General features: G+C 63.4%; 16 protein-coding genes, 1 tRNA gene and 1 pseudogene. 8 read left to right on the top strand and 10 right to left on the bottom strand.

Features of this window, described 5'->3' with window-relative positions; translation table 11 throughout:
• Positions 1–442, top strand: a 442-nt coding sequence (locus ACX80A_RS14890; RefSeq protein ID WP_459260545.1) for an HNH endonuclease signature motif containing protein, incomplete at its 5' end; no start/stop codon positions are given.
• 150 nt (positions 443–592) lie between these two features.
• Here the strand turns inward: ACX80A_RS14890 and ACX80A_RS14885 are convergent.
• Positions 593–1351, bottom strand: coding sequence for a TspO/MBR family protein (locus tag ACX80A_RS14885; RefSeq protein WP_459260544.1), 759 nt, complete (start codon positions 1349–1351; stop codon positions 593–595).
• A 192-nt stretch (positions 1352–1543) separates the two neighbouring features.
• On the opposite strand from ACX80A_RS14885, the gene ACX80A_RS14880 reads away from it, so the two are divergent.
• Complete coding sequence (locus ACX80A_RS14880; RefSeq protein ID WP_459260543.1) at positions 1544–1933, top strand: hypothetical protein; 390 nt, start codon at positions 1544–1546, stop codon at positions 1931–1933.
• Between the two features lie 21 nt (positions 1934–1954).
• Here ACX80A_RS14880 and ACX80A_RS14875 read toward each other — a convergent pair whose 3' ends face one another.
• Positions 1955–3538, bottom strand: coding sequence for an MFS transporter (locus tag ACX80A_RS14875; RefSeq protein WP_459260542.1), 1584 nt, complete (start codon positions 3536–3538; stop codon positions 1955–1957).
• Between the two features lie 20 nt (positions 3539–3558).
• Positions 3559–3861, bottom strand: a complete 303-nt coding sequence (locus ACX80A_RS14870; RefSeq protein WP_459260541.1) for a DUF4193 domain-containing protein — start codon at positions 3859–3861, stop codon at positions 3559–3561.
• Between the two features lie 273 nt (positions 3862–4134).
• On the opposite strand from ACX80A_RS14870, the gene ACX80A_RS14865 reads away from it, so the two are divergent.
• Positions 4135–5229: an alkene reductase gene (locus tag ACX80A_RS14865; RefSeq protein ID WP_459260540.1), complete on the top strand. Its 1095-nt coding sequence runs from the start codon at positions 4135–4137 to the stop codon at positions 5227–5229.
• A gap of 564 nt (positions 5230–5793) precedes the next feature.
• Here the strand turns inward: ACX80A_RS14865 and ACX80A_RS14860 are convergent.
• Positions 5794–6159 carry a hypothetical protein gene (locus ACX80A_RS14860; protein WP_459260547.1) on the bottom strand — a complete coding sequence of 122 codons (366 nt, stop codon included), beginning with the start codon at positions 6157–6159 and terminating at the stop codon, positions 5794–5796.
• On the opposite strand from ACX80A_RS14860, the gene ACX80A_RS14855 reads away from it, so the two are divergent.
• Positions 6049–7389, top strand: a complete 1341-nt coding sequence (locus ACX80A_RS14855; RefSeq protein ID WP_459260546.1) for a M23 family metallopeptidase — start codon at positions 6049–6051, stop codon at positions 7387–7389. The two genes, ACX80A_RS14860 and ACX80A_RS14855, sit on opposite strands and share 111 nt — an antisense overlap.
• Before the next feature lie 113 nt (positions 7390–7502).
• Here the strand turns inward: ACX80A_RS14855 and ACX80A_RS14850 are convergent, their stop codons facing one another.
• The 3 genes from ACX80A_RS14850 to ACX80A_RS14840 form a co-directional block, all read right to left on the bottom strand.
• Positions 7503–10400, bottom strand: coding sequence for a putative bifunctional diguanylate cyclase/phosphodiesterase (locus ACX80A_RS14850; RefSeq protein WP_459260539.1), 2898 nt, complete (start codon positions 10398–10400; stop codon positions 7503–7505).
• 218 nt (positions 10401–10618) lie between these two features.
• A tRNA-Thr gene (locus ACX80A_RS14845) sits at positions 10619–10695 on the bottom strand.
• Positions 10696–10799: 104 nt separating this feature from the next.
• Complete coding sequence (locus tag ACX80A_RS14840) at positions 10800–11663, bottom strand: DsbA family protein (RefSeq protein ID WP_459260538.1); 864 nt, start codon at positions 11661–11663, stop codon at positions 10800–10802.
• A gap of 129 nt (positions 11664–11792) precedes the next feature.
• Between ACX80A_RS14840 and ACX80A_RS14835 the strand changes: the two genes are divergently transcribed.
• The 4 genes from ACX80A_RS14835 to ACX80A_RS14820 all read left to right on the top strand — a co-directional run bounded on the left by ACX80A_RS14835 (position 11793) and on the right by ACX80A_RS14820 (position 16756).
• A complete protein-coding gene (locus ACX80A_RS14835) occupies positions 11793–13265 on the top strand; it encodes an alpha,alpha-trehalose-phosphate synthase (UDP-forming) (protein WP_459260537.1) in 1473 nt (490 codons plus the stop codon).
• Positions 13258–14037 carry a trehalose-phosphatase gene (otsB, locus tag ACX80A_RS14830; RefSeq protein WP_459260536.1) on the top strand — a complete coding sequence of 260 codons (780 nt, stop codon included), beginning with the start codon at positions 13258–13260 and terminating at the stop codon, positions 14035–14037. The genes ACX80A_RS14835 and otsB overlap by 8 nt, the downstream gene beginning before the upstream one ends.
• 155 nt (positions 14038–14192) lie before the next feature.
• Positions 14193–15281, top strand: coding sequence for an ABC transporter ATP-binding protein (locus ACX80A_RS14825; RefSeq protein ID WP_459260535.1), 1089 nt, complete (start codon positions 14193–14195; stop codon positions 15279–15281).
• A gap of 116 nt (positions 15282–15397) precedes the next feature.
• Positions 15398–16756: a DUF4032 domain-containing protein gene (locus ACX80A_RS14820; RefSeq protein WP_459260534.1), complete on the top strand. Its 1359-nt coding sequence runs from the start codon at positions 15398–15400 to the stop codon at positions 16754–16756.
• Positions 16757–16768: 12 nt separating this feature from the next.
• Here ACX80A_RS14820 and ACX80A_RS14815 read toward each other — a convergent pair whose 3' ends face one another.
• From ACX80A_RS14815 to ACX80A_RS14805, 3 genes and pseudogenes are all read right to left on the bottom strand, one after another.
• Positions 16769–17317 carry a hypothetical protein gene (locus ACX80A_RS14815; RefSeq protein ID WP_459260533.1) on the bottom strand — a complete coding sequence of 183 codons (549 nt, stop codon included), beginning with the start codon at positions 17315–17317 and terminating at the stop codon, positions 16769–16771.
• Positions 17318–17332: 15 nt separating this feature from the next.
• A pseudogene (locus tag ACX80A_RS14810) lies at positions 17333–18642 on the bottom strand (FAD-binding oxidoreductase).
• Positions 18639–19121, bottom strand: a complete 483-nt coding sequence (locus ACX80A_RS14805; protein WP_459260532.1) for an SRPBCC family protein — start codon at positions 19119–19121, stop codon at positions 18639–18641. The pseudogene ACX80A_RS14810 and the gene ACX80A_RS14805 overlap by 4 nt, the downstream one beginning before the upstream one ends.
• Between the last annotated feature and the right edge of the window lie 128 nt (positions 19122–19249).

Raw genomic sequence — 19249 nt, 5'->3', positions numbered from 1 at the left:
GCCGATCGATCCGGAGACCGCCCGGAAACTTGCCGGGCATGCGTCCTCGTTCACGAGGATCCTCACCCACCCCTACACCGGGGCCAGGCTCGGCGCTGATGCGGGCACGTACCGGGTGCCGAAGGACTTACAGGACGCGGTGAGGGTGCGGGATGGGACGTGCCGGCATCCGGGGTGTAACCGGTTGGCGGTGTTCTGCGAACTCGACCACACCACCCCCTGGGCCAGGGGCGGGAAAACCAGTTACGGTAACCTCGCCTGCCTATGTAAACGTCACCACATGTTCAAAACCGAAGGCTACTGGCACTACACCCAACCCGAACCCGGGACCATCATCGCGATCTCCCCTACCGGGGAAACCTACCTCACCAAACCAAACCCACCACCAACACCGCCGCCGCCGGAAACCCCACCACCACTGGAAACCCCACCACCCTTCTAGGGTGAATTTGTCCTCCGACGAGCGAGAAGCGTCGACTCAAGGGGCGTGTCAGACGGCCGCCAGCCCGCTGTGCCGCCAAGCCGCCACATCTCGCCTTAGGCGCAGCGAGGTTTGCTAGGCGCAGCGAGGCTTACACGGGTGGAGCGAAGTTCACTCGGGCGGGCAAGGTTTGTTCAAGCGGGACTTATGCTGCCGCCGGCGGGCCGCCCCTGATCGCCAGCGGATCACCAGGGATACAGCAGCAACGACGATCGCGGCAACAGCGGCGGCTATCGCCGTAGACGTGGATTCCATCTGGCCGGTCGTACGGCCCACTGCTATCCAGATCAGGCCCCAGCCAATAGCTGCCGCCACGGCGAGCCGACCACCGCCCTGGATCGCCAGGCCAATGCCGACCATCGCCACAACGGCAAGGACACCGATGGCCCAGACGTCCGCGCTCACACCGAACCCGGTAAAACCAGCGGAGGTCAGCGCCGCCGCAATGTTGGCGCATACCGCCACGCACACCCATCCCAGGTAGAGGCCAAGGGTTCCGTCAACAGCTGTCGCTTCAACCCAGGACGATGCGGGCCGGGCGCTGTAGCGCAGAAACACCATGAAGAGGACAGCAAGAAGAACCGTGATCACCAAGACACTCGCATTAAGCCACCCGGCCTGAATGGTCAGAATCCAGACAGCGTTTAGCACCATCGACGCAACAACAAGCCACCCCAGCGACCGCTGCCGCGTACTGCTTCGTTGGGACGGTAGCCACTGCCACACGGTGTACGCCACCAGTCCCACATAGATCACGGTCCAGATCGAGAACGCCGCGCCGGCCGGGGCCAGCGGGGTAGCGTCGGACCCCAACGCGCCGTTGGCAGCCTCAGCTATCGGCGTCCCGCCAAACATGCCGACCCCAGTCATCGATCCGACAATGCAAAAAACCAAGCTGACGGTAACGGCCACTTGGCGATGGCGGTCACTGTGGATCTTCTGCTGCGCCGCTGTGCGAGGGATCACCCCTCTATTGAACCGGCTTGCGCCTGAGAAAACTATCTCTTCCATCGACCGATCAGTAGGCTGGGTAGTTCACGTGTCGACTTGAAAGGGCATGTCATGACCGAATCAAACCTTCCCGAAGAAGAACTGAGTATTGCCGACGGGTTCGACCCAGCGGAGTCAGAAGAGCTGGATCCGGTAACCGTGGGGCAGCCCGACAATTACCCGGGCGCGGCTGAGGACAACCCCGACGAATGGCGCAATGACCCACTGCTCCAGGATGAACCAGCAGCAACCACCCCAGCAGAAGATCCGCTGAGCGATCAAGCCCTGCGTGACGAACTGGCTGGTCCGGCGGCCTCCGACGTGCCAACACTGGGCGAAGCGGCAGCGGACGTGGATTTCGGTGATCCCGCCGACGAGTCAGAAATCGATGCAAGCGACGACAGTGCCAACCTTGGCGGGTCGCCCCTCGGTCAGGCTGATCCGGAGTTTGATGAGCGCTAGGAGAATCGAGCATTAGGGCGGCTACGCCCTAGAATCACCATGCTGCGCCGTCGACAGGCCGATCGGTGGCCCGTCGACGGCGCAGTGGCTCATTATTTGCGGACCCGGGCCGTTCGATGCGTGTGTGGCAGTTACCACGGAAGAAGGATCAATAGGGGACTCCCCGGATGCCACGTGTTCAGCGTCGCTCGACAGCATGTTATTGCGAATAGTCAGCGCAGCGAGGCCAGCGCCAACCAGGAGCACCCCAACCCCGAGCAGCACCGAAATACGGAACCCCTCGTTAAATGCCACCGGATCCAGGAAGCTGCCGTCTGAGAGCCCAGCAAGCGCAGGAAGCAAAGCGATAGCGATGAGCGCCGCCGCCCGCGCCACTGCGTTATTTACTCCAGACGCCAGCCCAGCGTGCCGGCTGTCCACGGACGCGAGCGCCGTGGCCGTCAACGGAGCAACCTGCACCGACAGTCCAAGGCCCAGCACGACGACGCCGGGCAGCACATCGGCCAGGTAGGACGCCTCTGGACCTATCCGCAGCATCAGCAACAGTGCGATAGCGCACAGCACCGGTCCAAGACTCATCGGCACGCGCGGCCCAATGCGCGATGCCAGCTGACCGGCCCGTGACGACAGCAACAGCATCAGGACGGTAATTGGCAACATTGCTGTGCCTGCCGCGAGTGGCGAGAACCCAGCAACCACCTGCAGATGCACCACCAGAAGGAAGAACACGCCCCCAAACGCGCCATAGACAAGGAACGTGACGGCGTTGGTAGCACTGAACTGGGTTGAGGAAAAGATCGACAGCGGCAGCATCGGGTTCCGGCTGCGCGCCTCGACCACCAGGAAAACACCCGCCGCGACTACGCCCAGAAAAGCGGCCCCCAGCACCGCCGTCGAGAACAGCCCCTGCGCCGGAGCCTCGATCAGGGCGTAGGTGACGCCGGCCAGCGCGGCCGCGCCCAGCCCTGCGCCCCACAGATCCAGCCGCCCCGTTCTGGTGTGATCTTTGGTCTCCGGGACATGGCGCTGGGCGACGACGACGACGGCTATCGCCAACGGAACATTGATCAGGAAGACCCACCGCCAGGACACGGCTTGGACCAGCCAACCCCCAAGGAACGGGCCAATCGCCGTAGCTACTCCACCCAGGCCGGACCAGGCGCCGATTGCACGGGCGAGGTCGTCGGGATGGAACGTGGCCTGAATCATGGCCAGGCTGCCCGGCGTTAGCAACGCTGCACCAACTCCCTGCAGGGCGCGGGCGGCAATTAGGACTTCCGCACTGGGCGCTAGTCCGCACCACAGCGAGGCGACGGCGAACCAGATGACACCGATGATGAAAATCCGGCGCCTGCCGTAGCGGTCGCTCAGGGATCCGCCGAGTAGGATCAAAGCGGCAAGGGTGAGGGTGTAACCGGTAATGGTCCACTGCAGTGTAGAGAAGTCTGTTTGCAGGTCTGCGCCAATGGCGGGTAAGGCAACGTTGACCACCGTGGCGTCAATGCCCGCGAGGCTGGAGCCAAGGATGGCCGCGAGGAGCACCCAGCGGCCAGCGATGGAGGAAAGGCGGATTGGCCGCCCGCCGTCGTCGGGAGCTTCAGACACCACACTCCACCGCCATCGTCTTAGCCTTCGCACTCCCGGCAGAACAGGAGGTCACCCTTTTTGCGGGCAACCTGGCTGCGGTGGCGGACCAGGAAGCAGGAGGAGCAAGTGAACTCGTCCTCTTGCGGTGGGATGACGCGGATCAGCAGTTCTTCACCGGAAAGGTCGGCACCGGGAAGATCAATGCCCTCGGCTGTGTCAGCGTCCTCGACGTCAACCGAAGCCGACTGGGATTTGCTGCCACGGTTGGCCTGCAAGGCTTCGAGGGACTCGGCTTCCTTGTCCTCATCGTTGTTGCGTGGTGCGTCGTAATCCGTTGCCATGCCGGTGCCGTTCTCCTGAAAATCGTTGAGGCCCTAGTGGATGATGCAGCCACTGAGTATAGCCATGAACATCCTGACCTGGTGTCCGGGATATTGTTGCACGGTTACCCGACGAACACGCCCGGTTTCGGGGTTCGGGGAGGCTCTACCAGGTGACACCCATATAAGGAATTACCGCGGCTGGATATTCCCTGCCGGCACCCGCTCCGGAATAGGTCGACCACTGGCGTAGTTGGTTCCAAAGGAATCTCCTTTCGACGGAAAGTGCTGCTCGTGACCCTTTTCACCCCGCTCATCATCGGCGACATGGAACTGCCCAACCGCATCGTCATGGCCCCGCTCACCCGGGTCCGTTCGAGCAGGGAAGGCGTCCCCGGTCCCCTGGTTGTCGAACATTACCGGCAGCGCGCGTCCCTGGGCCTGATTGTCACCGAGGGCACCTACCCCGCCGAGGCAGGCCGCGGATTCCCTGGTCAGCCAGGGCTGGTCACCGAGGAACAGCTGGCGGGTTGGCGCAACGTCACTACCGCCGTGCACGACGCCGGCGGCCGGGTTTTCGCGCAGGTGATGCATGCAGGGCGGGTTACCCATGAGTCAACCACTGGCGGGCACACAGTTGTGGCTCCGAGCGCCGTCGCCATCGATGGCGAGACGCGCACCTATGATGGCAAGCTGCCGTACCCGGTCCCCCACGCACTGACGACTGACGAGCTTCCGGGGGTCATCGAGGAGTTTGTCCAGGCTTCGCGGAACGCTATCGACGCCGGAATGGACGGCGTCGAGCTCCACGGCGCCAACGGGTACCTGTTGCACCAGTTCATGTTCCCTGAGACCAACCGACGCGACGACGGCTACGGCGGCTCGCCCTCGAACCGCGCGCGCTTCATGACCGAAGTGGTCCGGGCTGTTGCCGCGGCAATTGGCGCCGAGCGTGTGGGCCTGCGGATCTCCCCGGGCTCCAGCGCCCGGGACGTGGTGCCCGCCGATGGGGCTGATGTTCTCGCAACGTATGGCGCTATGGCTGACGCTATCGGACCCCTGAACATTGCCTACCTCAGTGTGCTTCATGAGGACCCCGCCGGTGCCCTGGTCCAGGAGATCCGTTCTCGCTTCAACGGCCCCTTTTTGGTGAACAGCGGCTTCGGCGTGATCACTGACCGGGACGAAGCTGAGGACATCCTCGCATTGCGCCTTGGAGATGCAGTCGTCGTCGGTCGCCAGGCCATCGCCAACCCTGATCTGGCCCGTCGTTGGCGAGAGAACTTGCCGCTGAACGAGCCTGATCCGCTGACCTACTACTCGGACGGCGCCGAGGGTTACATCGACTACCCGTTCTACCAGGTCCCGTTGGCCGAGGCCTCAGCCTAGAAGTATTGCCCATAGAGGTTGGTGATGGAGACCGCTGGCGAATGGCGAATCCAGCCACAAGCGCCCACAACTTGTGGCTCCGGCTGGGTAGGTGCACCCGGCCGGCGGACTGAAGATATCTTGGCAAAACCTTGGGACTGCGGTCATTTCCAAGATGGTCTCCTTGAACCCGTTGCGCTTCCGGGTGTGGTGCGGCACGCTGAGTGGGTACATAAGAAATTCCCCGCGCAGGGGTGAGCGGTGGGGGCACTTCGCTTTCGCCTTGACGGGGATCCGCCTCGCCGATCAGCTCACTCGGCAAGGATATGCCTGGAGCTGCTCGTGACACCTGTCCGGCCTACCGCCACCCCGACAACACGGGGATTGCGTAAGCCCGCAACGCGGACCACCCTCGCGGTGTGTATCACGTTGGCGGCGATCTGCGGGTCCGGATATCAGAGTTCGGTTACCGGCGCCCCTGGTACCGGCGCCCCTGGCGATCTCATGGCTGCGGCGCGGACCGCGGCAGCAACGGGCGACCCCACCGGGTGGGTGGGGCGCGAACTGCTGGCCCTCCCTCCGTCCTCAACCCAGGACTTTCTGGTTCCGGGCGAGCCCCTTGACCTGAGCAGCTCCATCGGAGAGATTGATCCGGCGGTCGGCGGCCTCACTGACGAGGGCACGCCTGACGTCGTTCAGGTAACCGGTGTTACGACTGACAATCCGGACCGGCCGGGGCCTGGCACTCTGATGTCGCCCCTTGAAGCTCTCAGCCCTAGCTCGCCTTTCGGCGAGCGCATCAACCCAATCACCGGCGAGGCCGGTGAGTTCCACTACGGGCTGGACTTCGGTGCACCCTGCGGCACCCCAGTTCACGCGGCCGACGCCGGCACAGTGCGGGCCGTCGGCTGGCATCCGTGGGGCGGCGGCAACCGGGTGGAGATCGATCATGGCAACGGGTTAATCACCACCTACAACCACCTGGAAGGTATTTCGGTAAAGGCTGGTGACACGGTAGCGGTCAGCCAGGTTGTGGCTGCAGTGGGGACAACCGGGTCCTCGACCGGTTGCCATCTGCATTTCGAGACTATCCGCGACGGCTCGCATGTTGACCCGAAAGGCTGGACGCTCACCCCCCTCGCCCTATCCGCTGCGGCGCGAACACCGGGCATGACTTCCTACGCTCCCGGCGAAGCCGAGTCCGAAGACTCTGTGCCATGGGTGATCGCTTTGCCGCGCGAGGTGTCGTCAGAAGGCGAGATTTACGAAGCCGGAAATTCGGGCCCAGCCATCATGGCCGCCCCCGCCCATCCGACACCAGCCGCCGACCGTGGGACGCCGCGTACCATTCCGAAGCGACAGGTCAGCCCTGCTGCTTCACCTACCTTGAAGGCTCTAACCACTCAGAAGGCTTCAGGCGCCCCAAAGTCTTCACACTCATTCTCGCCGTCGCCGTCGGCGACACCCTCACACTCACCCTCGGCGGCACCTCCACCCTCACCATCGCACTCACCCTCACACTCACCCTCGGCGGCACCTCCACCCTCACCATCGCACTCACCCTCACACTCACCCTCGGCGGCACCTTCACCCTCACCATCGCACTCACCCTCACACTCACCCTCGGCGGCACCTTCACCCTCGCACTCACCTTCACCGTCGCCGTCGCCACCGGGGTCCCCCGGGGCACCCGAGTCCGCGCCCGGAACAGACCGCACTCCGCCTCCCGAAGTTGCACCCACGCCTTCGCCTTCGCCGACTCCCTCCGCGGAGCCCTCGCCTGAGCCGACTCCCGCGCCGGCACCCGAACCTGCACCTGGCGCAGACCCCGATCCAGACCCCGGCTGTGACGTTCAGCCAGCACCTGTCACCGGCCCTGAGACGGCCACCGGAATCGGGTCGGGTGAGGAGCCCGGGCTGGAACCGGTCAATAGCCAGGCCCCATCTTCCCTTCCGGAACCGATTCCCGACCCGGTGCTGAGCTCCGAACCTTCAACTCACGACGGTAACGCCGACATCACTGGAAACACTGGGGACACGGAGTCAGGCGATCAGGAACCTAAATGCGAGGTCGGGGGAGATCCGGGGCAAGCGGCTGACGGCGGGTCCATTGATGAGCCCCAGGACGCCGTTGTACCAAGCGAGGACCCAGCGGCCATCCGCGACCCCGCCGCGCCCTAATTGACGCCAGCGTCGTCGTGAGCCTTCGCGTTATGCCGGGTATGGAGCCTCCCGCCCAGTCCGGTTGACCATCTTGCCGTCGCCCCTAACGGCCTGAAACCATTGGATCCGTTTCAGGCGTGGGCGGAGCGAGACAGGGAATCCTCGAAGGGAAGGACCGGTGACGGATTCGGAGACGGCCTTGAGAAGAGGTAGCCCTGCCCGAAGCGGCACCCCATTTTCAGCAGAAGATCCAGTTGCCCTGTCGTCTCAATGCCTTCAGCGACAACGTCCAGCGTCAACGAATCCGCCAGCCTAAGGACTCCTTCTACAATCGCCCTGTCCCGCGCGGACGTCTCAATATCACGCACGAACATCAGGTCGAGCTTCAACAAATCGATGTCGAAGGCCCGGAGATGGGACAACGAGGAGTAGCCCGTTCCGAAGTCGTCGATAGCAAGACGCACCCCAAGCTCTCGGAGCTCCTGAAACGTCTTGGCCGCAGAGCCGATCGCTTCGATCATGGCACTCTCGGTGAGCTCCAGCCACAGCCGGTTTGGTGGCAAGCCGGACACGCTGAGAGCTTTCTTTACCACCGCGCCAAAATCGTCCCGCTCGAACTGCCGCGGAGACACATTAACGCTTACTGCGATGCCGCCGTCCAGGGCGGCAGCAGCCCGGCATGCCTGGCCGAGGACGGTACCGCCAATGTTCTTGATCAGGCCTGCCTCTTCGGCGACGGAGATGAATTCGCCCGGCATTATGAGTCCTCGCTCGGGTCGCCGCCAGCGAGCCAGCGCTTCCGTGGCTATCACCGTTCGTTCCCGAAGATCGAGGATCGGCTGGTACCAGGTCTCGATCTGGTCCAGGTCGACCGCACTACGTAGGGCGATCTCCGTGTCCAGCCTTTGATCGATACGACCGCGCAGGTCGTTGTCAAAAACTTCGTAGCGCGCACGACCGCGGTCCTTCGCCAGGTACATGGCCTGGTCCGCGTCGCGCAGAAGTGATTCAGGGTCTTCGTGGCCGACGCCGAAAGCGATGCCGATGCTGGCGTCCACGGAAGCGGTGTGCTCGCCGATCGGGATTGGCAGGGCAATGGACTTCTGGAGCGAATCTGCGAGCATGGCGATGTCCTCGCTGCTATCAACATCGGGGCAAACAACGACAAATTCGTCTCCGCCAATGCGGGCCACCGTGTCCGACGCCCGGGTACCGTGGCGCAGCCTCGCGGCTACCTCTGTCAGAACCGCGTCACCGGCATGATGTCCCAGGCTGTCATTGACGACCTTGAACCGATCTAAATCAAGGAACAATACGGCGACTCCACTGCGGTGGCGTGCCGCCCGGAGAAGGGCCTGAGCAAGCCGGTCCAGCAGCAACAGCCGATTGGGCAGGTTGGTGAGCGAATCGTGAAAGGCGAGGTGCTCCACACGAGCCTCAGCCAATCGGCGGGCTGTGATGTCCTCCAGCTGGTACAGGAGTCCCCCCACTTGCTGGCCTTCGTAGATCTCGGCGATGCTGACCTTCACCCAGGTCACTTTGGAGTCGTCGCGGCGAATCTGCCGATCTACCCGCTGCTGGGAGCTCTTGAGCTGCCCGGCTAACAGTGCAGCCGAATCGCCGGTTTCAAGCGGCGTGAAAATCGTTTCAATGGGCTGGTTCAACACCCCGATCGATCCGCCGGTTAGCTCGAAGAGTCTCCGGTTCGCTTCCAGCACCCGGCCGTCGGTCGACACAATGGCCGTTCCGAGGGGTGACCAGGCGAAGGCCGCCTCGAACCGCGCCCGGGCGGCCGTGGCCGATTCCTCCGCTGCACGCAGGGCAGTCACGTCCGTAACGCTGGCCAGGTGTCCAGTCACGGTTCCCCCGTGGCGAATCGGTGTGGTGGTGACCTGCACCGAGTTAACCTGCCCTTCCGGCGTGCAAAAACGCACGGTACCTGAGTACGCAGTACCGTCAGCGACACATGCTCCCCACTCGGTGAGCACCCGGTTTACGTCGTCGGGGTGGACCGCGGAGGACCAGCCGCTGCCGAGGGACTCGTCCAGGGTCAGCCCGGTCATGGCGAGCCATTGGTCGTTGGAGGTGAGCAGTCCGCCGCCAGCATCGAGTTCCACGATGCCTACCGGCGCCAACCGTACAAGCGTTTGGAGAGCGCCCACTGTCTCGGCCAACTCCTTGGTTCGAGTTGCAACCGTGGTTTCAAGAAGGTGGTTAGTCTCTGCCAACCTCGTCAGCGCACCTTCCCGTTGTTCGTCGAGTTCGCGAAGCTTCAGGGCTGCCAGCCAGGTCAGGGCGCTGCCGAGTGCAGTCATGCTGAAAACGAGCATCGCGACGGCGAAAGGAGTGTCCCACCAGCCCATGCTCTGCGCTGTCAGAAAGAACCAGCCGAGGGCGAGCGGGCCACCGACGAAGAACGGTATCGCCGGACGCAGCAGGTTCCCCGCGCTGCCGCCGTCCCTCGACAATCCAGCCAACCCGGTGGAAGGGTATTGAAGCAGTGTCGCCGACGCCAACACTGCGATCCCGATGGACGTTGGCAGGGCCATGCTGGTGTATCCGCCAACGGTATACAGCGAAGAGACGCCATAGACGTAACCGAGGATCGCGATATGGCTAGCGATCAGGGCAATAAAGGCGAGTGTCAGCGCGCTTCTGGTGAACCGGCCGGAAAGGACGGAGCATCCCAGCATCAACAGCGAGACGGCCGTAGACGGCGCCATCCGCGGAAGAGCCCCGTTCAGCTCGATTCCCGGCAGCAGGGTATCGATGCCCAGTGATGCCCCCAGCACGTTCTCAGCGAAGGACAGGCCGCCAATGACCACCACGGATCCACCAAGGATCATGGCGATACGCAGATGATCGAATGCAATCAGCGCGAACGATAAAAGTACTATGGCCAGGGCCGTCGTCGGCTTGACCGAGAGCAGCCCGCCCGTGGCCAGCGCACCCTCGCTATACCAGGCAAACAGGACCACAAGCCCAGCCACTCCGACCAGGGCCGCTCCAATACGCCCGATCAGCTGCATCTTTCCCCTTGTTTTTCGAAGGAGGCAAATGCGCACCAACATCAGAAGAATACATGCTGGGAGCGCTCGGGCCAGGGTAAAAATAGCCTCGATCTGTCCGGGCGTGTCGATTTTGGTGCGGATTGAACGCCCGGAGTCGTCTTCATTTTGCAGACGAAACGGGCCTCTTTGTCGGGTCACCGCAGAAAAGCGCTTCTTTGCATTAAAGCGGTTCTTCGTGGAGCCTCCTAGCGGATTCGAACCGCTGACCCCCTGTTTACAAGACAGGTGCTCTGGCCAACTGAGCTAAGGAGGCGTACTGGCAGAACCAGCGAGCGCCGTCGTCGTCATGAAATCGATCGATTGCGCAAAGACAAGATTAGCCCAGCCGCGCCGTCAGCGAAAACTAGCTTGCGAAAACTAGCCCTTGGCATCGATTTTCTCCTGAGTGAACGCGACGAAGTTGTCGATGGCTTCCGGCACCGCTTCTCCCTCAACATAGATGGTCGGCGTTCCGGTGATTCCGTCCAGCTCGGCGGCCTCCGTGGTGAAGGCGACCCACGGCCTGAAGGTGCCCTCCGACAGGCAGGTGGAGATGTCGGCTGCACCGGACGACGACGCCAGGGCAGCCAGACCGTCGTCGTCAAGCTCACCCTTCTCGTAGTTGGCAAACACGCCAGCGGAGAAGTCGGAGTACGCCTCCGGGGACTCCTCGGCCACGCAGGCGAGCGCGTTAGCACCGCGCGACGAGTAGTCAGTTGAGGAGTTGCGATCCAAATATGCAACGTTGCGGTGTTCCATGGTGATTTTCCCGGAGTCGAGCCAGGCTTGGATCTGATCGGCGTGGGCGCTCTCAAACTCGGCGCAGAATACGCAGTTCACGTCGACATAGGAGACCACCTGCACCGGCTCGCGATCAGCAGAAGCGGCAACGCCCGGGGGCAGCTCTCCGGCTGGTCGGGGGTCCGACGGCAGTGCCGAACGATCAACAGTCCCCGTGTCGAACGATTGCACCTCGGTGCTTGAGGTCAGCACAATCCCGCCATACTCGTTGCCCCCTGCGGGCGCAGGGCCGGCGTCGGGCACCTGACCGCTGATCGTATTCGTGACGATCAGCGCCGCTACCACCAGAATGGCGACCACTGCGGCCACAACACCAAACCGGACAAGCAAGCCTTTGCGTTTGTTCTGACGCTCCTGAGCTTCGCGGATCAATCGTGCCTGCTCAAGCGCCTGCGCCGAGCGCTGCGATTTAGACGGTTTATGGCTCGAGCTGGGCGTCATCAGTCCTCGTCATGGTTTGGGTGCGCGTAGTCTCAAGCTTAGCGATCCACCCTGCCGCCGCCGACGGACCAGTCGGGGCAGCCGAAAACGGTAAAGTGCTAAGTAGGCCTAATATGTGCAGGAGTCAGCGTGCCTTCAGCTACACCTTCGTCCGATAAGACCACCGCCTACGGGGAGTTCGAGTTCATTGTGGTCTCCAACCGGCTGCCGGTAGACCGCGTGGCCGATAACGGCGACAGCTCTTGGCGCCGCTCCCCCGGTGGCCTCGTCACCGCTCTGGCACCGGTAATGGCTAAGGCCGATGGCGCCTGGGTAGGCTGGCACGGAGCCCCCGACGAATCGCTGGACGCCTTCGACCACGACGACATGCGCCTGGTCCCGGTCCCCCTGGCTGCGGATGAGGTGGAGTTCTACTATGAAGGTTTCTCCAACGCCACCCTATGGCCGCTCTACCACGACGTCATTGCCCCGCCCGAGTTTCACCGTCACTGGTGGGACTCCTACCGCCGCGTCAATAAGCGCTTCGCCGAAGCGGCAGCCGCCGTCGCCGCCGAGGGTGCCACAGTCTGGGTTCAGGACTACCAGATGCAGCTGGTTCCCAGGATGTTGCGCGCCGCCCGCCCCGACCTGAAAATCGGCTTCTTCAACCACATCCCGTTCCCGCCCCTGGAAATTTTCGCTCAGCTTCCCTGGCGCCGCCAGGTCATCGAGGGCCTCCTCGGTGCCGACCTGATTGGCTTCCAGCGTCCCAGCGATGCCAGCAACTTCCTGCGCTGCGTACGCCGCTTCGTGGGCCACACAGTGCGGCAGCAGCAAGTTCAGGTGGAAATTGAGGAGGGCGGCCCCACCTACACCTCCCGGGCCGAAGCGTTCCCCATCTCCATCGACGTGGACCAGATCATCACCCTGGCCAACCGCGAGGACATCATTGAACGGTCCAGGGAGATCCGCCGCGAACTTGGCAATCCCAAGCACATCCTGCTCGGCGTCGACCGACTGGACTACACCAAGGGCATTGGCCACCGCCTAAAGGCGTACGAGGAACTCCTGGCCGACGGCAGCGTCCAGGTTGAGGACGCTGCCCTCATCCAGGTGGCCAGCCCCAGCCGGGAACGGGTCGAACAGTACCGGTTGCTGCGCGAGGAGATCGAAGGCGCCGTCGGCCGGATCAACGGCACGTACGACACCATCAAAAACACCGCCATCCGGTACCTGCACCACAGTTACCCGGTCGAGGAAATGGTGGCCCTGTACCTCGCCGCTGACGTTATGCTGATCACCGCACTGCGCGACGGCATGAACCTCGTGGCCAAGGAATACGTCGCGGCAAGGACCGGCAACCGCGGCGCGTTGGTGCTCAGCGAGTTCGCCGGCGCCGCCGACACCCTCCGACAGGCCGTCCTGGTCAACCCGCACGACATCGACGGCCTCAAGGCCGCGATCGTCACCGCAGTGAACATGAGCCCCGCCGAATCCACCCGTCGCATGCGCATAATGCGCCGCCAGGTGCTGCAAAACGACGTCGAACGCTGGTCCAAAGCTTTCCTCGCCGCCCTGCAGGAAGGCAACCACGAACGCCCCCAGGAGACACCGCATGCCTGAAAGCCTGAGCACCGACCTGCTGGCCGCACTGCGGACGATTGCCGCGGCGGACCACTTGCTGATCGCACTCGACTTTGACGGCACCATGTCACCGCTCGTCCCACTCGCTGCTGATGCGCGGCCGCTGCCAGGCTCCGCGTCGGCGCTGTCCGCGCTGGGGCGGCTGCCGGAAACGACGACGGCGCTGGTCTCTGGGCGCGCCCTTGACAGCCTGCGTGCCGTTGCGACACCGGATCCCGAAACCCTCCTGATCGGCAGTCACGGCGCGGAGACCTGGACCGGTCCCGATGGCGTACCCCTGGCACTTACCGAACAGCAGTCGGGCCTGCTCCGGCGGGCCACCGACGCCGTGCAGCGGGTCGTGGACGCCCACGCGGGCACGGTGCTTGAAACCAAGCCGGCCGGCGTCGTCCTTCACACCCGGACCGCCGACGACGACGTTGCGGCTGCCGCAACCGACGCCGCGCGGACCGCCCTGGACCAGTTGGAGGGCGCACACATCACCGACGGAAAGCGCGTACTCGAAACCTCGGTATTGAGCACCGACAAGGGGCAGGGCATCCGTTCGCTCAGGAAGTACACCGGCGCCACGGCTGTCCTCTTCGCCGGCGACGACGTCACCGACGAGCACGCCTTCGCCGCCCTCGAGGCGCAGGACCTCGGCATCAAAATTGGTGACGGTCCCACCCATGCCCACCACCGGATCGGGTCCCCTACCGAACTGGTCGCAGTGCTGGAACACCTCCTCACGCTACGCCGCTCCGGTGCGTGAACCGAAATAATCTGCCATACTCAGATTCTGTGACGCATACCACTAGCGTCGCCTCCTTGAGGCGCCGCCGGTCGGGTGCGGCACGGATAACTGAATATTCTCCATTCACAACGGATCGTCGGGCACGTACCTGCCCGTGAAAAGGAAAAGACAAAATGGCAACGGTAACATTTGACCAGGCAACACGCCTGTACCCGGGAACAGACAAGCCCGCGGTTGACAAGCTTGACATCCAGATCGCCGACGGCGAGTTCCTCGTGCTCGTGGGCCCCTCAGGTTGTGGCAAGTCCACCTCGCTGCGGATGCTTGCCGGGCTGGAAGACGTCAACTCCGGTCGCATCCTGATCGGTGACCGTGACGTCACCGATGTTCCACCCAAGGACCGCGACATCGCGATGGTCTTCCAGAACTATGCGCTCTACCCTCACATGTCGGTCGCCGACAATATGGGCTTTGCACTGAAGATCGCTGGCGTCTCCAAGGAAGAGCGGGCCGAACGGGTCCGCGACGCAGCGAAACTGCTTGACCTTGAGCCGTACCTCGACCGCAAACCGAAGGCTCTCTCCGGTGGCCAGCGTCAGCGCGTGGCCATGGGTCGCGCCATCGTGCGTAACCCGCAGGTCTTCCTGATGGATGAGCCACTTTCCAACCTAGACGCGAAACTCCGTGTGCAAACCCGCACCCAGATCGCTTCGCTGACCCGCCGTCTGGGTGTCACCACCGTGTACGTCACCCACGACCAGGTAGAGGCCATGACCATGGGCGACCGCGTAGCGGTCCTCAAGGACGGAGTCCTCCAGCAGGTAGACACCCCACGCAACCTGTACGAGCGGCCAGTCAACGTCTTCGTTGCCGGCTTCATCGGGTCGCCCGCCATGAATCTGCTGGAACTTCCAGTCACCGACGGCGGCGTCCTCTTCGGCGGAACCACCTACCCGGTCGCCCACGAAGTACTCGACGCTGCGCACGGTGGCACTGTCACGCTGGGTGTCCGGCCGGAAGACCTGCAGATCGCCGAAGGCACCCAGGGGCTTCAGGTGGAGGTCGACGTCGTCGAGGAACTTGGCGCCGACGCCTACGTCTATGGCCACACCACCCTTGACGGGCAGGAGCATGTCATCGTGGCGCGCGTCGACGGACGTCGCCCGCCAATGAAGGGTGACACCATCTACGTCACCCCCGAAAAGGGCCACGTGCACCTCTTCGATATGAAGGACGGACTGCGCCTCGCCGACCATGTCTAGCCTGGCCCCGCTGTCCGAGCGGAACTGACCCGAGTACGGTGGTCTGTGGATTAAGCTTCGATCCTCAGGCCGCCGTACTTCGTTAACAGGTAAACAGTTACAACAAAGGGCAACACATGAACGATGCGCCAGACGCCGAGTGGCACGACGAACCAACCGACTGGGACCAGCCGGGGAAGTTGCCCCGCACCAAGGGTGCCCCGGATCCCGGCACCCTGGGCTCGCTAAACATTACTGCCGCGGCGACAGATCCCGAACTGTTGGACCTCCCGTGGCACATCGGGCTGGAGGACTGGCCTGCCCAGTATCTGGCCGCGCTGCCCCGCGGCATCTCCCGGCACATCGTCCGTTTCGCCCACCTCGGCGGCTCGGTGATCGCCATCAAGGAGACCAGCGAGCACGTTGCCCGGCACGAGTACCACATGCTGCGGAAGCTGCGGCGCCTCGATGTTCCCAGCGTTGAACCGGTCGCCGTCATCACCGGGCGTAAAGCACGCGACGGCTCTGACCTTGATCCCGTACTGGTGACCCGGCACCTGAAGTTTTCCATGCCGTACCGTGCATTGTTTTCCCAGACCCTCCGCCGGGATACGCTCACCCGGCTCATTGATGCCCAGGCGCTCCTCCTTGTCCGGCTGCATCTCATTGGTTTCTACTGGGGCGATGTGTCGCTCTCCAATACGCTGTTCCGCCGCGACGCGGGAGCGTTTGCCGCCTATCTGGTGGACGCCGAAACGGGTGAACTCTATCCCGGGCTTTCGTCCGGGCAACGGGAGTATGACCTGGAGATTGCCCGCGTGAATATTGCTGGCGAACTGATGGACCTCGCCGAGGGCGGTCTGATTGAGGAAAAGGTAGATCCCCTGGCGACCAGTGAACTCATCATGGACAGCTACCGCCGGCTCTGGGCCGAGCTCACAGACCAAGAGTCGTTCGACCTGAACGACCGGTGGCGGGTGAACGCCAGGATCCGTCGGCTCAATGAGCTGGGGTTCGACGTCGAGGAGTACGCCATCCAGACGGAAGCCAACAGCTCGCAGATCCAGTTGCAGCCCAAGGTCGTCGACGCCGGCCACCATAGCCGGCGCCTCTTGCGGCTCACCGGGTTGGACGCGCAGGAGAACCAGGCCAGGCGGCTCCTCAACGACATGGACGCCTACCGTGCAGACAACAACTCTGACGTTGACGAGGAGTTGAGCGCCCATCTGTGGGTGACCCAGGTGTTCGAGCCAATTGTGCGGGCCGTCCCCCGGGAGCTGGGCCGCAAGCTGGAGCCAGCCGAGGTGGTCCACGAGGTGCTGGAGCATCGCTGGTACATGTCGGAGAAGCAGGATCGCAATGTCCCGATGGCTGAGGCAGTCCAGTCCTACCTCGACTCGATCCTTGTCCACCGCCGCGATGAAGCAGCCATTATGTTGACCGCTGACACAAAGACGATGGACATTCTCGGCGGCGGAGCCCGGGATTCGCCTTAGCCGGGTGGACTCCTAAGGGCAGGTCACCTCTGTCCCCTCATACTGATGGACGCCGGGGCCCAGCTCCGCGCAGACTTCAGCGAAGAAGCTGACTCCCGCGACGATGGCAACCACAGCGATGATTCCCGTGATCATGCCGATGACACCGATAATGATTCCAGCAAGGGCGAAGCCATTGCCCATCCGAGCTTTGCGGGACTTCACCATTGCCACGATGCTGATGATTAGGCCGACCACGGAAATTGGCCAGATGATCGAACAAATCATACCGACGATGCCGAGGGTCTTGCCTGGGTTCTCGGTCGGCTGCCCGTAACCGGGGCCGGGGCCGTAGGGACCCTGACCGTATCCGCTCTGCTGGCCATAGGGCGGCTGCTGCCCGTAAGGGGTGGGTTGGCTACCGGGCCCTGGCTGCTGCCATTGCTGGCCAGCAGGATACTTCTTCGGATCGTCGCCCTGGCCGCCCTGCTGGTTGGGCTGATTGCCCGGGTAGTTCTCCGACACGTTGAATCCCCATTCATGATTGTGGCGCTGTCCACTGACGGCAGCGTCAGCCCTCATTCTATCCACGCGAAGCTAAGCCCTGGCGATGATCGCCTTACCCGGGTTGAGGATGCCGCGCGGATCAAACACTTCCTTAATCCGCCGCTGCAATTCGAGCACTCCTTCGCCCTGTTCCCAGGCCAACCATCTCAGCTTGTACTGGCCCACACCGTGTTCCCCGGTGATCGTCCCACCCACGCCGAGCGCCAGCCGCACCGACTCGTCCAACGCGAGCTCGAGCCCGGCCACACCCTCTTCACCCTCGGCAGCCGACACCCAGAAGGTGGGATGGAGATTTCCGTCGCCAGCGTGGGCAACCACCTTCAGCAACACCGCATGATCGGACGCCACCCGTTCGAGTTCGGCAATGTAAGTCACCAGCTGGGACCGAGGTACCGCGACGTCATCTCCCACCCGGAATTCGTCCTCGACCTCGTCACCGCGGCTGTGTCGCCGGAGGTCGATCAGTCGAGCCGCCTCCTCAGTGTCCTGAGCACTCACGGTCCCGCCCAGCTGCGTCAGCACGCTGCGGACGACGGCGGCCTCAGCCTCGGCTCCGAAACCGTCAGTCTGGATGAGGAGCAGTGCGCCTCCACGCTCCCTCAGATCAGAGCCATACGCACCGTCCAGCGCGGCGAGGGTCATCCCGTCCAGCAGCTCCATGATCGCTGGCTGCACCCGGGCCCTGCCCACCGCCAGGACGCCAGCCGCCGCGGACTGCACGTCGGGCAAGAACACGGCGAGCGTCTTGACGCTGTGTGGAAGGTACCTCAACCGAACAGTGATCCCGACGACGATACCCAACGTGCCCTCCGACCCCACGAAAAGGGAGGTCAGGTCATACCCGGCCACACCCTTGAACGTCTGGACACCCGTATGAATGAGCGTTCCGTCTGCGAGGACCACATCGAGGGCGAGGACCGAGTCCCGGGTCACCCCGTATTTGGCGCACCGCAACCCGCCCGCATTGGTGGCAACATTCCCGCCGATGGTCGAGATGCGATAGCTGGCCGGATCGGGGGCGTACATGAGTCCGTGGTTGGCGACGGCCTCATTCAGGTCGGCATTGATCACACCGGGCTCTACTACGGCAACCTCATCGAGAGGACGTACGTCGACGATCCGGTTCATCCGCTCAAGGTTAAGGACAATACAGTCCTTGGTGGCGTGCGCTCCGCCTGAAGACCCCCGTGCCGGCTCCCCTCGCGACGGACGGCCGACGGGATCTGGCCGTCGATTACTGGACCCTGATCGCGGGAGTAGGGGACGACGGCGGCTGGTTCGCTGAGGATCGTGCCATTCGGTAAGAGCGCAGCGAGCTCCCCCGCGAAAGTGTTATTCACAGACCACCGCCCATGAAACGGCTGAACTTCTCGAGGGCCAGCGGCCAGAAAGTGAGGTAAACAGCGCGGTCTTCCACGGATGGCGGCTCGGTCGTCCAGCCGTCGTGGACGAGGGACACACTCGTCTCCCCGGTGCCGTCCGCACGAAAGTCAATCGTGAGCTCGGTTGTGGTTCCACCAGCCGGCTGATGATGCCAGACCAGGTCTAGACGAGTCTCCTGGCCTGTGCGGCGAACCTCAGCCCACACGGCCTCCTCATCGTCGGCGGAAGTTTCTACCAGGGCGTTGCCCTCAAGATCGAGGAAGCTCCCTACCCCCCAAACGCTCAGCTCCTCCGCTGGCCACCACAGATGAATGTGGTCGGAGAAGCCAGCGAACGCGTGCTCGACGGGAACCGGAACGACCACGGCGCACTCAAGCGCCGGGACACCATCGAATTCCTCTGGCGTCGGGGCTGCGTCTGAAAATAGATCACTCATACCTCCGACCTTACCGGTGGTGGTTAAGTGCGGAAGGCCCCACCGTGGGGTGGGGCCTTTCGTCTAATGGTTGTCCGGCGGTGTCCTACTCTCCCACACTCTCTCGGGTGCAGTACCATCGGCGCTGT

This window comes from Arthrobacter sp. TMN-50 (assembly GCF_054511125.1).
The sequence above is the reverse complement of the archived record's forward strand: the minus strand, read 5'-3'. Positions and strand labels throughout refer to the sequence as shown.

Coding starts and splice junctions, on each gene's coding strand:
- ACX80A_RS14870 (WP_459260541.1), bottom strand. CDS start 3,861: ATGGCAACGGATTACGACGCACCACGCAACAACGATGAGGACAAGGAA.
- ACX80A_RS14885 (WP_459260544.1), bottom strand. CDS start 1,351: ATGACTGGGGTCGGCATGTTTGGCGGGACGCCGATAGCTGAGGCTGCC.
- ACX80A_RS14820 (WP_459260534.1), top strand. CDS start 15,398: ATGAACGATGCGCCAGACGCCGAGTGGCACGACGAACCAACCGACTGG.
- ACX80A_RS14860 (WP_459260547.1), bottom strand. CDS start 6,159: ATGATCGATCTCCACCCGGTTGCCGCCGCCCCACGGATGCCAGCCGAC.
- ACX80A_RS14815 (WP_459260533.1), bottom strand. CDS start 17,317: ATGAGGGCTGACGCTGCCGTCAGTGGACAGCGCCACAATCATGAATGG.
- ACX80A_RS14880 (WP_459260543.1), top strand. CDS start 1,544: ATGACCGAATCAAACCTTCCCGAAGAAGAACTGAGTATTGCCGACGGG.
- ACX80A_RS14805 (WP_459260532.1), bottom strand. CDS start 19,121: ATGAGTGATCTATTTTCAGACGCAGCCCCGACGCCAGAGGAATTCGAT.
- otsB (WP_459260536.1), top strand. CDS start 13,258: ATGCCTGAAAGCCTGAGCACCGACCTGCTGGCCGCACTGCGGACGATT.
- ACX80A_RS14840 (WP_459260538.1), bottom strand. CDS start 11,663: ATGACGCCCAGCTCGAGCCATAAACCGTCTAAATCGCAGCGCTCGGCG.
- ACX80A_RS14850 (WP_459260539.1), bottom strand. CDS start 10,400: ATGCAGCTGATCGGGCGTATTGGAGCGGCCCTGGTCGGAGTGGCTGGG.
- ACX80A_RS14825 (WP_459260535.1), top strand. CDS start 14,193: ATGGCAACGGTAACATTTGACCAGGCAACACGCCTGTACCCGGGAACA.